At 29.7% G+C, this 14,841-nt stretch carries 13 protein-coding genes; 9 read left to right on the top strand and 4 right to left on the bottom strand.

Annotated features, from left to right (window positions below; all coding sequences use genetic code 11):
• Positions 1 to 416: 416 nt before the first annotated feature.
• The 3 genes from bhYOR_RS05345 (at position 417) to bhYOR_RS05335 (ending at position 3,882) form a co-directional block, all read left to right on the top strand.
• Complete coding sequence (locus bhYOR_RS05345; protein WP_025434276.1) at positions 417 to 1,481, top strand: BTA121 domain-containing protein surface lipoprotein; 1,065 nt, start codon at positions 417 to 419, stop codon at positions 1,479 to 1,481.
• A 270-nt stretch (positions 1,482 to 1,751) separates the two neighbouring features.
• Positions 1,752 to 2,693, top strand: coding sequence for a BTA121 domain-containing protein surface lipoprotein (locus bhYOR_RS05340; protein ID WP_025400404.1), 942 nt, complete (start codon positions 1,752 to 1,754; stop codon positions 2,691 to 2,693).
• A 91-nt stretch (positions 2,694 to 2,784) separates the two neighbouring features.
• The gene (locus bhYOR_RS05335; protein ID WP_025434275.1) at positions 2,785 to 3,882 is read left to right on the top strand and encodes a BTA121 domain-containing protein surface lipoprotein; all 1,098 of its coding nucleotides are present in this window, start codon (positions 2,785 to 2,787) and stop codon (positions 3,880 to 3,882) included.
• Positions 3,883 to 4,091: 209 nt separating this feature from the next.
• Here bhYOR_RS05335 and bhYOR_RS05330 read toward each other — a convergent pair whose 3' ends face one another.
• The 4 genes from bhYOR_RS05330 to bhYOR_RS05315 all read right to left on the bottom strand — a co-directional run bounded on the left by bhYOR_RS05330 (position 4,092) and on the right by bhYOR_RS05315 (position 8,165).
• Positions 4,092 to 4,670, bottom strand: a complete 579-nt coding sequence (locus bhYOR_RS05330) for a hypothetical protein (protein WP_025400402.1) — start codon at positions 4,668 to 4,670, stop codon at positions 4,092 to 4,094.
• Between the two features lie 148 nt (positions 4,671 to 4,818).
• Positions 4,819 to 5,955: a hypothetical protein gene (locus tag bhYOR_RS05325; protein WP_025400401.1), complete on the bottom strand. Its 1,137-nt coding sequence runs from the start codon at positions 5,953 to 5,955 to the stop codon at positions 4,819 to 4,821.
• Positions 5,956 to 6,383: 428 nt separating this feature from the next.
• Complete coding sequence (locus tag bhYOR_RS05320) at positions 6,384 to 7,409, bottom strand: hypothetical protein (RefSeq protein WP_247088428.1); 1,026 nt, start codon at positions 7,407 to 7,409, stop codon at positions 6,384 to 6,386.
• A 12-nt stretch (positions 7,410 to 7,421) separates the two neighbouring features.
• Positions 7,422 to 8,165, bottom strand: coding sequence for a hypothetical protein (locus tag bhYOR_RS05315; RefSeq protein ID WP_025434272.1), 744 nt, complete (start codon positions 8,163 to 8,165; stop codon positions 7,422 to 7,424).
• Between the two features lie 507 nt (positions 8,166 to 8,672).
• Here bhYOR_RS05315 and bhYOR_RS05310 point away from each other — a divergent pair.
• The 6 genes from bhYOR_RS05310 (at position 8,673) to bhYOR_RS05285 (ending at position 14,314) form a co-directional block, all read left to right on the top strand.
• Positions 8,673 to 9,821 (top strand): hypothetical protein, encoded by a 1,149-nt coding sequence (locus tag bhYOR_RS05310; RefSeq protein ID WP_025434271.1) that lies wholly within the window; start codon positions 8,673 to 8,675, stop codon positions 9,819 to 9,821.
• A 963-nt stretch (positions 9,822 to 10,784) separates the two neighbouring features.
• A complete protein-coding gene (locus tag bhYOR_RS05305; protein ID WP_025400396.1) occupies positions 10,785 to 11,081 on the top strand; it encodes a hypothetical protein in 297 nt (98 codons plus the stop codon).
• A 62-nt stretch (positions 11,082 to 11,143) separates the two neighbouring features.
• Positions 11,144 to 11,617, top strand: a complete 474-nt coding sequence (locus tag bhYOR_RS05300; RefSeq protein WP_247088426.1) for a hypothetical protein — start codon at positions 11,144 to 11,146, stop codon at positions 11,615 to 11,617.
• A 1,412-nt stretch (positions 11,618 to 13,029) separates the two neighbouring features.
• Positions 13,030 to 13,224 carry a hypothetical protein gene (locus bhYOR_RS05295; RefSeq protein WP_155265612.1) on the top strand — a complete coding sequence of 65 codons (195 nt, stop codon included), beginning with the start codon at positions 13,030 to 13,032 and terminating at the stop codon, positions 13,222 to 13,224.
• Positions 13,225 to 13,352: 128 nt separating this feature from the next.
• A complete protein-coding gene (locus tag bhYOR_RS05290) occupies positions 13,353 to 14,120 on the top strand; it encodes a hypothetical protein (RefSeq protein WP_025400393.1) in 768 nt (255 codons plus the stop codon).
• A gap of 41 nt (positions 14,121 to 14,161) precedes the next feature.
• Positions 14,162 to 14,314 carry a hypothetical protein gene (locus bhYOR_RS05285; protein ID WP_155265611.1) on the top strand — a complete coding sequence of 51 codons (153 nt, stop codon included), beginning with the start codon at positions 14,162 to 14,164 and terminating at the stop codon, positions 14,312 to 14,314.
• Positions 14,315 to 14,841 lie beyond the last annotated feature (527 nt).

Genomic DNA, 14,841 nt, shown 5'->3' with positions numbered 1-14,841 from the left:
AATGTATAAAACATTGTGAGTAAACAATCTTCCTTTTGAAAAATTAAAGTATTTGGTAATTAATTATTAGTTCAAAAAATTATTTATTTCAAGTTTTTTTAAAAAAAATTTTAAATTTTTTAAAGTTCCTGTGGTTATGCTATAAAAGTTTATAGCGATGCTTGTGTAGTCCGGATTATTAAAATCTTAACTTTTTCAATTAGCCCAATTTGTTAAAGTATACGTAGTAGTCACTTGAGTAGATGAATAAAGGAGATATGTTAATAAGCTTTTCAAAGATATTTGTAAATTAATATTAATGCAGAAACTTAATAATGTTGAAACTTAATATTTGTTATTATATAATATAATATATTAATTTGTAATATATTGTATTATATAATAACAAATATATAAGATAAAAAAGGAGAATATTTGTGCAATTAAGTAGTATTAAAGTAGTGTTAATGTTATTAACATTATTAATAAGTTGTGATCTATTTAAAAAAGAAAATTCAGCTGGAGCTGCTTCCAGTGAGCAAGGTGTATATTCAGTTACTGGGGGGTCATATGTAACTAATGGGCAGCATGCATTGATTCCTAGATCAACTAGATCAACTAGTCAATCAGATGAATTACTTAAAGATTTTGATCTAACTACTGAAGAGAAGAAAGCTATAAATTACTTGAAAGATACATTAATGAATTTTAAGCATTTTATACCCGGTGTATATAGAAAGGATTACAAAACGTATACCAGTGAGGAGTTTTATAGTTTGCTAGATAGTTTTGGTAAGGCTGGTATTAAAAAAGTTGCTGGAAGCATTGTGGCGGTTCTAAATGCGCAAGCCGAAGCTGAGGAAGCTGTCAGCAAGATAGGGGATTTAATCGAACGAGAAGTATTCAAGCAGCTGGAGTTAAGGCAGAATTGGTATAAAAAGGTATTAAAAGTTGCATTCGATGATCCTTCATTGACATATAATGAGCTTGTTGAACGGAATGTGAAAGTAAAGGACGTATTTGAAAAAGGAATTAAGAGAAGTGCAGAGTTAGCTGCTAAAATATATGACACCTTTAATCTGGATCTTTATGAGAAAAGAGTTGTTCGGTACATTTTAGCTTTATCAATTGTTTATGGTGAAGATGATGATACTGGAGTAAAGGTAACCCCGTATACTAAATATGAGATTTATGGGCTATTAGCGTCCCCTCCTTTTGGTGCTGCTAACATTAAAAATACTTTTAAGAACATGAAAAAGACTATTAAGGTCCTGAACGCAGCTGAAGCGGCTATTGGCAAGATAAAAGATGAGACTATAAAAAATGATTTAAAAGAGCAGTTTAATCGCCAGAAGGATTTGTATGATCAAGAGTTGAAACCTGTATTAAAGGATCCTGATAAGCTATATGCTAAGCTTACTAGTGATATATTTGATCGTTTAAGTCATACTGTTGCAGGTGAATTTGAGAGAATTAAGCAAGAGGCACGAAGCAAAAGTTAGTGCAAGCAGCAGGTCTTAAAACCGGAATAATAACTAGCAAGTTATTGCTAGTATTTATTGTGCATTTAAAAGGAGATTATTTATTAGTAATAATCTCTAATTATTACTAATGTTATTAATTAGTTAGGTGTAATTTGGTTAAAAAAATTTATATAGTTTATTAATGAATTAGAAGAAGCTAGAAGTTATAAGTAGCAGGATTATTTATATTATATTAAAAAAAAGTTAAAATGTACATATAGGAAATCTGCTAAAAAAGGGGTTTTAGGTATGAAGATGAATAAGATTAAGTTGTTATCATTATTATTGTTGTTAGTTAGTTGTAGTTTGTTGGATAAAGGGGAAGATGATGTAGGTCGTTATGCAGATATGTATAAAAATTTTAATCTAACAACCGAAGAGAAGAATACTATAGATTACTTAAAAGATATATTAATGAGCTTTAAGCATTTTATACCCGATGTATATAAAAAGGATTACAAAGCGTACACCAGTGAGGAGTTTTATAGTTTACTCAATAGTTTTGGTAAGGATGGCACTAAAGAAGTTGCTGAGAGCATTATGGAAATCCAAAAGGCATTAGAGAAAACTAAGGGAGCTATTGATAAGGTGCAATATGAATTTGAAAAAAGTAGATTGCATGAGCATTTAAGCCGAGTTTGGAATGAAAAGTTTTTAAAAATTGTATTTAATAGGCCTGATCAGGCATCTGTGTTGACTGACGTAATTGAGATAGCAAAGGGCGAGCTTGGTAATGTTGAGAAAATTGCAGCATTATCCGCTGAAGTATTTAACAAGTTTAATTTGACTCTTGAAGAGAAAAAGGCTGTATATTACTTGCGAGATGCATTAACTGCTTCTGGTATTTCTCCAAGTAATGTGGTAGAAGTAGTATATGATGATGATGAGGTTTATTCTGTATTAATATCCCTTCCTTTTAGTGCTTCTAACATTAAAAGGGCTTTAGATTCAATTGTAAAAACCCTAAGAATAGTAGAGGCAACCATTGTAGCTGTTGATAAGGTGCAAGAAGATGCAAAAAGAAATCGATTGCTAGCAGATATTGAGCTTAATGATAATGTATATAAAAACGAGTTAAAACTTATTTTTAAAGATTCTACTAAGGCATATAACAAACTTGTAGGCGGGGCGTTTGCTAATTTGAGTTTTGACTATAAAGCTAGGTTGGAGAACCTTCAAACAAAAATATAGCTAACACTTAGCAGTAAGAGCGTGAAGTTAAAAGCGGGAAGGGGAGTGGATATTATAGCATTTATTGTATGTCAATTGAAAGGAAATGGACATGAAGAGTAATAAGAGTAAAGTATTATTAGTATTGTTATTAGTTAGTTGTAATGTGGATAAAAAAGGTACTGTCTCTAGTTCAGTAGATGGGTATCATAATGCTAGTTTTCCAATGAATAGGGCATTTGTTAGTGTTGGTAATCATAATAATGTTAGATTTGATGAATTATTTGTTAAATTGAATCTAACTGACTACCAGGCAAGAGCTGTTTTGTGCTTGAAAAATGTATTGACTGATTCTAGGTTTGTTGTACGTGATGCAGATGGGGTAAGAGTAAAAACATATGATGAATTTGATTTTTATAAGCTGCTATCTATTACTTTTGGTGCTGTTAGAACTCAAACAGTTGCTGAAAATATTGCAGTTATTTTTAATGCAAAAGCCTCAGCTGAAGCAGCTGTTGCTAAGGTACAAGATGTAACTAAAAAAGATGCATTAAGTAAGCGGTTTGTGAGCGCTAATAATTATTATGAGAAAGTGTTAAAACTGGCATGTGATGATCCTAATCAAGCATATGATAATCTTACTAATGATAGCAACTTTGCTAAATTGATTGTGGATGCGAAGGTCAAGTTTGAGGCAATTGATATTGATGTGGCGTTGATTTCTAAAATAGATTATAAATTTAATTTGACCGATGAAGAGACGAGAGTCATTAATTACTTGAGAGATGTAGTAGTGAATTCCAAGTTTATTATGTTTCGTAATGTGCGGGAATGTTTTAAAAAACCGCGGCATAAAGAAGATCATAAACATCTGAGCAAGTTTGAAATATATACTGTTAATAATTTTCATTATGTAATGTCTGGATTTGTTTTTAATACTGATAAATTCAGGATGGTTATTCAAAATATTATGAATATTCTTGAGGCAAGAGCCGAAGCGCGAGCAGCTATAAGCATAATAAATGACCGGGCTGAAAAAGATAAATTAAATGATGATTATTTAAAAGTTGATAATGATTATACACAAGAGTTAAAAGCCGCATTCTATAATCCTGCGGAGGAGAATGTAGAATTATGGCATAAACTTATTGCATTAAGTTATGCAGATAAATTTAAGCAAATTAAGGCAAAGGCACATGCGATAAATTAGTCTTTGAGCGCTGATATAAAAATTAGTGTATTTCAATGTATTGCTTTGTATATTAGTAGTAACTCAAAAGAGAAATAGGTAGTAATTGAAGTACTGCCTATACTCTCAGGTTAACATATAAATAATACTGATATTAAAATTTATGTAAAACCAAAAGATTTCAGTTAATAAGGTTTTGATTTTACATCAGTTTGATTTATAAGATCAACTTAAGTTTTTAAATATTCCATTATAGTTTCAAAAAAATTGTCTGCATTGCTAATTCCATTGATATAGAAATAGTATTCAACATATAATTTACCATTGATATATTGCAATGCCCGTTCTTTTTTTTGCTCTAAATTTTGCAAGTCATTGAAATTTGAAGATGAAAAGCTTGTAAGCGTGCCGTCTTTAATAGACTGTAGCATTATATGCAATTGTTGAAGGAATTGTTTAGCCTTAGCATTTCCAAGTTCATTAAGTAATTTATTGAATTGACTCTCATCATACTCAGAGTTTAGTGTTTTTTTAAGTCTATCTTGCAAATCAGGATCTTCTTTCTTTTTCTGTAAATTGTCTAAAAAACTTTTCTGTTGTTCCATTAAATCATTTAAATATTTTTTATCTTGAAGTTTATCTTTAAAGTAAATGAGAGCTTGTTTTTGATTATTATCAAGAGTTTTTAGTAAATTATCAAGAGTTTTTAGTAAATCAGCATCTAATTTTTTGTTTTTATTGAATAAATCACAGCTAGCAAGGCTTAATAATAAAAAAATTACTAGTAAATATTTTTTTGTTAATTGCATTTTGCCTCCTTTAAAGCAAATATAGTGCAATTTAATTTAAAAACATTTAATACATATTAATTAACAGATAGACTGTAAATTGAGTCTATCTGTTGTTTTAAGTTAAAAATTATATTTATATAATCTCATTTTTAAGGAATAAACCAACTTATTTTAAGGCTTTTTTGATTAAACTTTTTGCATCTTTTAAATGCTTTTCTAATTCTGAGAATTTAGAGCCATGACCTATGCCTGTTCTTTTTGCGTAAGCATCATAAGTATTAGCTGAGCTTTCAACGGCTTTTATAAGATCGTATAATATATCTTTAGCCAAATATAAGCTTTTGGTTGTCTCAGTAGCATCATTACTTTGGGAGATTTCTGATGAGAATTCGTAAGAATCTTCTATTGCACCCTCAATTGTTAGCTTAGCATTCTTATCAATTTTTTCCAAAAGATCTTTAAGTTCTTGTACTAGTTTTGCTTTGCTAAACTGGTACAACTTTGCTTGGGCGGTTGCTCTATCCTCTGAGGTAGAATAACCAGACATTCTCATAGTACCTTGAAGTTCGACTTGATTTCTATCTTCTTTTAGTTTTTCTAATATCTTAAATGCAGAATCGATATCTTTTTCAGCTTGCTTTAATTTATCATAATATTCGTAGCGTGGGTCATCTTCTTCTTCTGTCATAGAACCAGAGAAACCTGAGATTGTTGCTGAAGAATAAGTGTACTCATAGTCACCTGAGTATTCACTAATTGAACTGCTAAGAGGACTTAAATTTGAACCTTGTGTTGAAGAACTAAATGTTTCGCTGCTTAAACCGTCAAGAGTGCCTGTAGTGCCACTTAGACCGCTTGTAGGTATTGTATATTCTGTGATACCTGGTGTAGTAATTTCTCCTTCTTGACTGCTAAGAGAAGTTAAATCACTTTTACCGTTGACACTAACAGGTAAATTTTCCCCCTCCTCTCCTTTAAGTGTACCTTGGGTCATAGAACTTGAAACTAATATACCATTGACAATAGGAGCCCCAACATGAGCAGCAGGGCCATCGCCTTGTCGCAATCTGTCTCTTGTTATAACTTTTCTAAGTTTTTTACTTCCCTTTTTCAAAGGTCTTTTAATTGCTTTATCTGACTTGCCAGAGGTATTTCTGCTAGCTTGCTCTTTAGTATCCCAGATAGAGTAGACCTTATCGAGTAGGCCAGCAGATTGATCTTGCATTTTTTTGTCAAATAATAAGTCACAGCTAATAAAACTTATCATTATAAGTGTAAACAAACATTGTTTTTTCAATTGCATTTTTATCTCCTTAGTTGAAGAAATATATATCAATAAGTGAATAAAACAAGAGATAGGGCATTTTGAATTAGTAATTTTATTAGTAATTTTATCAATTTTTACCTTGATAGTTATATTTAAATAGTATTTTAAATATAAGTGGGGTGTTTGTAGAGGTTAAATTATGATTTGTTCTTTGTTAAAGTACCAGTAGATTAATCATGAAATAGATTGATCATGAAAGTAATTCGTGAATTTGAGTGATTAGAGCCCATCTTATTATAAATTGTACGGATTTAGTTCTGTTTTAACTTAGCTGTTAAAGGCATGCCTTTTGTGTTTTGCTTTATTGGCGAGTTTGTTTGCACTTATATATCCTTTGAAGCCCCTTGTGTTTTTCACAGTGTGTATTTGTTATTAGATACAACTGCTTTAGGCACTATTAAACGTCAAATTCTAAAGTCAACCCTTGAGCCTTCATCATTTTGTTTATCTTCTTCATCTATTTTGTTTGTTCTCTTTCCTTCTGCTTCGGTGTATCCTTTATAATGAGAACTATACAAATATCCTTGATCTTCTCTTTTTAGTTTGTATTTTCCCATGTTTATGTATATTTTAATTCTGCTGTAATACATAAGAGGCCTAATTGCATCATCTTTAGCTCTAGTAACATTGTGATACATACCAAAATGATAACCTATGTCGCAAGCTCTTCTAATCTCGTAGAGAAATTCATCTTCTAGTATCTTTATATCTAGATTATAATCAACTTGATTTATAGGGCTCTTATTATCAGCTTTAAGGGATTTTTCAAATTCTATAAAGTTATTTTTCCCCTCTGTTGTAATTTTAATTTTATTAAAAAAATAATGCATTTTATCAGTATCTATTAGATATTTCACAAAGTTATCAACTTCTTCTTCTGTATAAACTTTAAATTTGTCAACCCGCCACTCAGTTGATCCTTCATTATAATTCGCGTAGCGATAAATAGTCCTATTCATCAAAGCTTTTTTAAGAAGATTTATTGAGTCTTGAAGTAGAGAAAAAGGAGGTGTATTGTAGATTTGTTTATCTTCTATAGGATATACTTCGTCTAATTTTAATTCTTTGCTTGGAGAGTTTTGTAATACTTCTCTTAAAGTCTGCTTTAGTCGTTCTTTTTTTGCAGGTTCTTGTGCCACTTGTTCTTGTGTTACTTGTTCTTGTGCCACTTGTTCTTGCGTTACTTGTTCTTGTGCCACTTGTTCTTGCGTTACTTGTTCTTCAGGTTTTTTTTTATTTACAAGTCCTGTTTTATTCCCTTGTGCTACTTGTTCTTGTGTAATTTTCATTTTAATGTTTTGATTAATATATTTACTTTTATTGCTATCTAAGCCAGTATTTTTTGAATTTTTATTTTTTCCTAAATGTGGATCGCAATTAATTATCAGTATTGATATTGATATACCTAAAAATCTTAAAAATTTATTCATAATATAATCCTTTTATTTGAAATATGAGCTTCGTCGTAACAAACCCATTCCATCAATCATTTTAACGCCTGTACTATATGCTGTATTTTGATACGCTTCAAGATCTTCTATGTCTTTCTTAATCGCGTTATAGTAATTTATTATATGTTTGTCAGTCATACTTTTATAAAAATCCTTATAAAGAGTTTGATATTCAGTCCGATGATAGTAAATGCTACTATCATCATCACAATACATCTCAAAAGCATTTATAATAAGGTTTTCGTAATTATTGATAACCCCATTATTTTTAAAATCTTTTTTAAAAATACCATTATAATTGTTAATAGCTTGTTTTGCCTCTTTTTGAGCATCTAATGTTGCTATTACATTTGTAAGAATTTTTTTAATTCTATTAATTCCTGAATCTAATAAGAATTTATTAAATTTAGCTTGTTTTACATTAAGATCTGGCTTAAAAAGCTGCATATCCTTGTTTAAACAAATATCTCTTAAAAACCCAAAAGCTTTTTTTTCCTCATTATTTAATTCTTCTTCTAAAATTTCTTCTATCAATGTTAGAATCTCTTCTGGTGATTCTTTTGCAATACTTATAATTGCTTTTGATAATTTTTCTTCCATAACCTGATCACTGAACATACTATTATTGGCATCTAAACCAGTATTTTTTAATTTTTGATTTTTTCCTAAATGTGGATTGCAATTAATTATCAATATTGATATTGATATACCTAAGAATCTTAAAAATTTATTCATATATATAATCCTTCTGTTAAAATGTATTTCTGCTTCCTGTAAATTAATTTAAAATAATGGTAATAGTTGTAATAGTTTTTCATGGTTAAATATTCTCCGCATTTATCTATTAAAACTTACTATAAGTATATTTTCATTGATAAGCTTATAAAGCTATATTGTATATTAATTATTATTAATTGTATACTTAGATGAACGAAGTTATAGAGAAAGTTTGGAAGTATTTATCAGACTATAGATAAGGGTTTGGTTATAAGAGAGAAATAAAGGTTGGTGCTAATGATGATACACTGAAATAATTAGTTTAAATTTTTTAGTATACAACTATTTAAGTTCAGTAATAACTTAAAAACAGTTTTCCAAGGTTTACAAAGACAAAACATTCTATCTACTCGAGTAAATAAATTATCATTGCAAGCTCATCTTAATTTTAATTTTATAAAGATTATAAATGTGCAGCGTATTGTTACTTTTTGGTAAGATAGATAATGAGTAAAGGAGCAATTTATGGTAAGAGTAAGTATGGTATTGCTGAGTGTGTTGATAATAAATTGTTATCAAGATACAGAAGAAAGCAAAGTTAAACCAGAGAAAATAATAATTAGCAATAAGTTAGAAGGTAAAGGAATCAAGATACCAATCGTCCCATTAGTTGTTATAGATAGAGAGATACCGATTCCTTTAGTTAATGAAATACAGGAAGGAGAAAAGCCAGGAGAGCAAGATGTAGTTGGACCTTCATCCCCCCTTCCTTCTGAAGTTAAAAGCGAAGAAAACGCATTAACACCAGTGTTACAAAAGTGTGAACCTGTATATAAAGAATGGGTATCAAATCTGATAGGTCTTGATGAGTATGGAGAAGGATTAGATTGGGAGTGGTTGTTATCAGAAGGAGGGCCCAGCGACGTAAAAACGAAAGAAGAATCTATAAATCAATTTGATGGAATATATAAATATGTTTTTAACTATAAAAAAAACTATTATCATACACATGCTTTGTATTTTGAAAAGCTTAAGCGGCGCCCTTATCGTGCTGCTGATACTTATCCATATGTGACCTTTGCTAAGGTATTGGACGCGGAACTAATGCAATCTAATGAGATGAATGATGAATATATTTATATGGCTTTTAAATATCATCGAGATTTTATTTATGCGTTGGTATTTAGTGTGAATAAATTGAGGAGCGAATGTTCTCCGTTGCCTTGTAAGTTTGAAGTAGTCCATAAATACAATAATACTGTTGTTAAATTTCTTAAGATTATAAATGATATGATGAGGGATGTTGGATCTGTTTTTGTAAAACAACTTTATAGTAATTATTACCTTCCTATAGATAGTAAGATTATACCTAGGGATTTTGTTAAGTCTAATTCAAGGAAAGAGTTTGATTCTAAAGTGACTATGGAAGAGCTTGTTGATATGAATAAACGGCTAGCTAAATATTTAACAATGTTAGAGCTAGTTAGAAATGTGATTTTTAATATTCTAGAATGTGTGGCTTTAAAGAAAAATATTAGCAGTAGCACTAAAGAAGATGTTTATTATATGTTGAATAAAATTGTAAATGATGAGCATGTTATTAGAGCGGTTAATATTGTGAAACAAAGAGGAATAGAATTGAAAGAATCATATTTGAAGATATTTGCCAAATAATGAGATTGAGTCCTTGCTTTATTAAGATATAAATGTATCTGATTATAAAATAAGAAAGTATTTATCAGACTTAATGGATAGAGGTTTGGTTATAAGCGAGAAACGAAGATTGGTACTTAATGTTGATAATATATCAAATTACTGGTTTAGAATTTAGAGTTTCGTAAAAATCCAAAACAATCTTGAAAAAGAAAAATAGGATTCATTTTTATATAAATGGATGAAAATACTGTTGGAAAGATTGGAAGTGTTGAAAAGTTAGCTAGCATACTAAAGTATATTGTTTTTTATGTTTAGATATAAATCTAAATATTTTTCTACTAAATCCCCCAAGATTCTTGTTCTTTTTGCAAGTAGAAACCTAAATAATAAGACTCACTACTATTAATTCCATTTGGATTCATCAAACATCGTTTTGTAGTAACACACCATAAATAACAAAATTATGTTTAAAATTGTTTGTTGACAGGAATTTCATTGTAACTAAACCTATTTTATTTTATTAAAAGATACGCGTAAATTAAACAAGAGTATTGGTATGTATATTTCAAATGCCAATGAAAAACGTATTGTACAAAAAATCGAATATTTTCAAGAAACAAAGGGACTTTTTTATAATAGCACATTTACAAATGTATCTTGCAAAGTAGTAATGATTTTTTTAGTATATTATCATATACAATGTTGATTGGTTTATTAATAATTTAATCATTTTTATTAAATGAGCTTGATATTTGAAATAGTGTTAACTTCTATTTAAGAGTAACTATTATTTGATAGCAAGAAAGGGGAATATTTATGATAAATAACATTTTAGTAATATCATTATTATATTTTCTGTAATCCACTGTAATAATATTTATGTTTGTCGGTTGCAAAACATACGGTTATCTTGAGGCCACAACAAATACCCAAGATTTTTAGTACGTTTTATTATGATTTTAAAGAAGGAGATATTTAGGTATGAAAATATTTTATGTGGGAATTCATGCATTATTTATATTTATGCTAGGTTGTTCCCAAAATACTCAAAGAGAGTTAGATAAGATTGCAAGTCATGAGAGTGCAATTTCAAATGTTTTTGGAGTGGCGGATAAAAAACTAGAGGAACAGCAAAGACTAGAAGAACAGAAAAAACAAGCTCCTTATAATAGTTTGATAGGTAGACTTAATGACTATATTGAAAAATTTAGGAAACTATGGTTCATCACTGGTCTTGAAAGTGATACTGGAGAGTTCTTTTTTACGGCAAAAAAATGAGGAGTTTATCTGCAAGAGGAGTTAATCATAGTTATTTTGCTGGAGGTCGAAATTATGTTTATATGAGCGTAACAAAAGATCTTAAAGAAACATCGATTTTCGAGCGCTATTTATTGCCATTATTGAGGCATGCCAAATTAGGCAATTTTGATGGTAAAAGTGTGCAATCTAAGGATATATATGATCCTATTGACAATATGTTTGCACTTTTATTTGATTTGACGGCTCATATAAGAAAATTAACATATTATCTTAGTTCCCAGATAACAGATAATTCACTTTCCGAGAATCCAAAATTTGATGCAGATGTTATTGTTAAAATTGATAATTTGCTAAAACAGGTATTTGAAAGAAGGGAAGAGCTTTTAAAACAAGCTATCGACGAAATAAAGAATTTGAAAGGTATATCCGATTTAATAGAAATAAAAGGGCGATTGAATAGTTTTTTCAAAGAAGAAACCATCATAGAATTTGAAAATCTGGTAAGAGATAAGAGGGAAAAAATAGAAGAATTGGTGCAACAAGTATTAACTTAAGATAGTTATTGAAAAATAATAAAAAGAATAAGAAGTTTGGGCTTGAATGTTTAAATTTCTTTTCTTTTTGGGTTTATATATTATTTCTATAACATTTGGAGCCATTTTGGTATGGTTTCCTTGTTAACTACTTATATTCAAAGTTTAACATGGCATAACAGGGAAAGAAGGATAGGATTTATATCAATTGTGATAGGTATTTTGTTTATATTGGCAGTGTGTTTTTGCCTTTATTTATTACTGTTCTTATTAGTGTGCTACATCAGCTGTTTTGATATATGTAGGATTTGTGTGCGATGAGATAATGAAAATTGATTTTTAAAATATGAGAGAAGTTGTTTCAAGTTTTTTAATATTATTTTTTGATTCCTACTAGCTACAATAGTTAGTATAAAAATATTGCTACTAAAATATCTACTACTGACTCATTTGAGATAAATCTTAAAGAAATTATTTCTTTCTCTAAAAAACTTCTTAATATCAAATAGTACAAAGCTTAAATCAATTGGTATCATATTCTCTGCCGTATTCCTTTGACCACTCTAAATAACAAAAATTTTACTATTACTAACTTTGCAGATAATATTATTTATTATACTTTATCTTCTGGTTTACAAATTAAAAAGCATACTTTGCTTAATCCAAAACTAATTACAAACGCCATTTATTCATAAAGCGACATGGGTTTTGGAACTTTGATATGAGCTATGAAGTGCATAGTAAATAGATTCTAGATGTTTAGTGGTAACGTTTGATAAGAATAGTTTTTAAGAATACGATGAAGTTTTCAAGCAAGGATAGTAGAATTAAGCTTTTTTAAAGAATAGTCTTTTGATCAACATTTTAAACTAAATGTCATGCCATATTTCATTTTAACCTAAAATTTTTATTCTGTTCTTGAGTTGGAAGCATAATTCCTAAATTAGCTATAGATATTTCCTTAGTAGTTTTGAATTCTTTAAAATTGTTCTTAAGCACAATCTCCAATCAGCCGTGTGGGTGAGGGGCTCCGCTTATGCAAAAGTCATAAGGTATTAATAAAGGTCAGAAGAAAAGAGAAGAAATTATATATATTTAGTTACAGGAGTGATATACAAATTAATTTTTTGTTAAAGACAATTAACGCAGATTAATTGTTGTGTTATACTTAGTTTATAAGATGAAGTACCTTAGTGTAGCAGAGAAGATAGAGAAGGATTTGTAGTTATGCAAAGTACGTATTTAATGTCAAATTCAGACTTAAGGAGAAGATGTAAAAAGATCTATCTTAGATAGAGAGTCTATTTATGTAAATAGGAGGGTGGGGTTTGGTTACAATCCTGATTGACTTTATGTATACATGACCATGGTATTTGTGATTATATCTCAAGTTACAAATTGTCAGGTGATACAGAGGGGAAAAAACTAGAGTGTTGGGAATTATGATATATTTTTCTTATATTGAGCGGATGTGTAAGCTTATTGTGGTATATTTTATAAATACAGTAACTATTAGTGAAAAAGAAGCAGGGCTGAAGTGTATGAAAGGTATGCACGTACTTTGGCTTTATATACTGGGTCTTGCTGTAAAAATTCAATCTGAACTTGAAGAATTTTTACAGGTTTAGGAGGAAAATATTAAATTATGTTAGTAAATTATAAAAATTTTAAGGAGGTAAATATGAAAGATGCACAAGTAGTTGATGAGAGTATTTCATCAATTGGTATGGTAGTAGAAAATTTTTATAATTTAGGGGTGAGCAGGAATATTTTTGTAGAGTCAAGTGGTGTTTACAGTGGAGATGTTGTACAGATTGTAAAAGGGGGCCTTGAAGAGTTCATACCTTATAAGATTATAAGCAGAAGTGAGCTTAGACAAGGATATTATGTGGCTCGTAAAGCATTGCAAGAGATGGAATATAAAATTTATGGTGCATTTAACACAGTGCAACGCATATCTTTAGAAGATTTGATGTCTGGTTCTATGAGTGAGGATGAAATTAAGGCTAATTTGGAACTTGGTCTTATGAACGATGCTTATCATTCAATTATATTTGGAAAGCCTGATATTAAGATGGAAGTTATTGCAACACTTACGGGCAGAAGTAAAATAACAAGTACGTCTTCTTCATCATTAACTAGTGGAAGTGTTTTGCATCAAAAAGTTGTGGAAGCTAAACATAAGTCTGAGGAGTATAAGGAAAAACTTGATGGGTTTTATCACCTACTCTTACCTTATAAATTTTCACGTCTTTTGTTAGATCTCTACAGTGAACCGCAATACATAACAGTCAAGGACGCGCTTCTAAAAGACCATCATATAGTAACTTTGGTGTTGAAGGGTCTTGAGCATCCAATTCTTTATGAGCCTAATCCCGAAGTAATGTTTGTGCCAATAATTCCTGAAATATTCTTTAGAAGATTTGCAGGTCCTGATGGTGATTATATTCATGCATCAATGCAATCAGCAGGGGTTATTCATTTTAATCCACAAGAAGTTGTTGAGATTACTATTTCAAGTTGAGAGTAATTTTGACCAATATTCTAAAAGAGATTTACTAATATATGAGTCAGAATAATGATATTAATGATAGAGATATTCTAAATATGTGGATAAGTTCAACTTCCATAGAGTCTTTGCGTATGATGTGCATTAGGGAAGATGGTAGTATAGATATACCATCTTCCCTTCAATCAAAGAGCTTTTGGAGTGTTTAAGGTATTCAAAATCGATTTTGGGTCTTTATCATATGGGAAATGAAGCTTACAGGAATTGGTTATTCATGTTGATTGATGTTGTGTACGGTGAAGTATTAATACTAGATGTTTTAAACCGGGACAACAGAAAGATTATAAGTTTAGATGACCGAAGAGAATAAAGTTACTATATTATTTAGACACTAAAAAGTTAACCATCAAAGTTGCAACCTCAAGATCAAGAGTTGGATGGTCATACAGTGCGTATAAACTAAAAAATCAAGACCTACCGCAAAAGAATAATCTTATATGAGATTGAAAAACAAGATTTAATTAATGAAATTTCGAACTCTAAATTTAAAACCGAATTTAAGAAATTAGAATATGAAAACATGATTAGGGAATATGAAAATTCAATTGAAAATTATAATGAAAAAATTGAGGACTATAAATATCAAATAATATGTGATGAAGTTGAATATAAACGATATGAAGCCTTGAGAAATTCCGATGATGTATCATTAGAAGCTCTTAAAGATAAACTTCAG

Origin of the sequence: Borrelia nietonii YOR (assembly GCF_023035795.1) — a bacterium.
GTDB lineage: Bacteria > Spirochaetota > Spirochaetia > Borreliales > Borreliaceae > Borrelia > Borrelia hermsii.
The sequence above is the reverse complement of the archived record's forward strand: the minus strand, read 5'-3'. Positions and strand labels throughout refer to the sequence as shown.

Bases quoted from the DNA above. Each gene is read 5' to 3' on its own strand.
- bhYOR_RS05320 (WP_247088428.1), bottom strand. From the start codon at position 7,409: ATGAATAAATTTTTAAGATTTTTAGGTATATCAATATCAATACTGATA.
- bhYOR_RS05285 (WP_155265611.1), top strand. From the start codon at position 14,162: ATGAGTCAGAATAATGATATTAATGATAGAGATATTCTAAATATGTGG.
- bhYOR_RS05305 (WP_025400396.1), top strand. From the start codon at position 10,785: ATGAAAATATTTTATGTGGGAATTCATGCATTATTTATATTTATGCTA.
- bhYOR_RS05300 (WP_247088426.1), top strand. From the start codon at position 11,144: ATGAGCGTAACAAAAGATCTTAAAGAAACATCGATTTTCGAGCGCTAT.
- bhYOR_RS05330 (WP_025400402.1), bottom strand. From the start codon at position 4,670: ATGCAATTAACAAAAAAATATTTACTAGTAATTTTTTTATTATTAAGC.
- bhYOR_RS05315 (WP_025434272.1), bottom strand. From the start codon at position 8,165: ATGAATAAATTTTTAAGATTCTTAGGTATATCAATATCAATATTGATA.
- bhYOR_RS05335 (WP_025434275.1), top strand. From the start codon at position 2,785: ATGAAGAGTAATAAGAGTAAAGTATTATTAGTATTGTTATTAGTTAGT.
- bhYOR_RS05325 (WP_025400401.1), bottom strand. From the start codon at position 5,955: ATGCAATTGAAAAAACAATGTTTGTTTACACTTATAATGATAAGTTTT.
- bhYOR_RS05340 (WP_025400404.1), top strand. From the start codon at position 1,752: ATGAAGATGAATAAGATTAAGTTGTTATCATTATTATTGTTGTTAGTT.
- bhYOR_RS05310 (WP_025434271.1), top strand. From the start codon at position 8,673: ATGGTAAGAGTAAGTATGGTATTGCTGAGTGTGTTGATAATAAATTGT.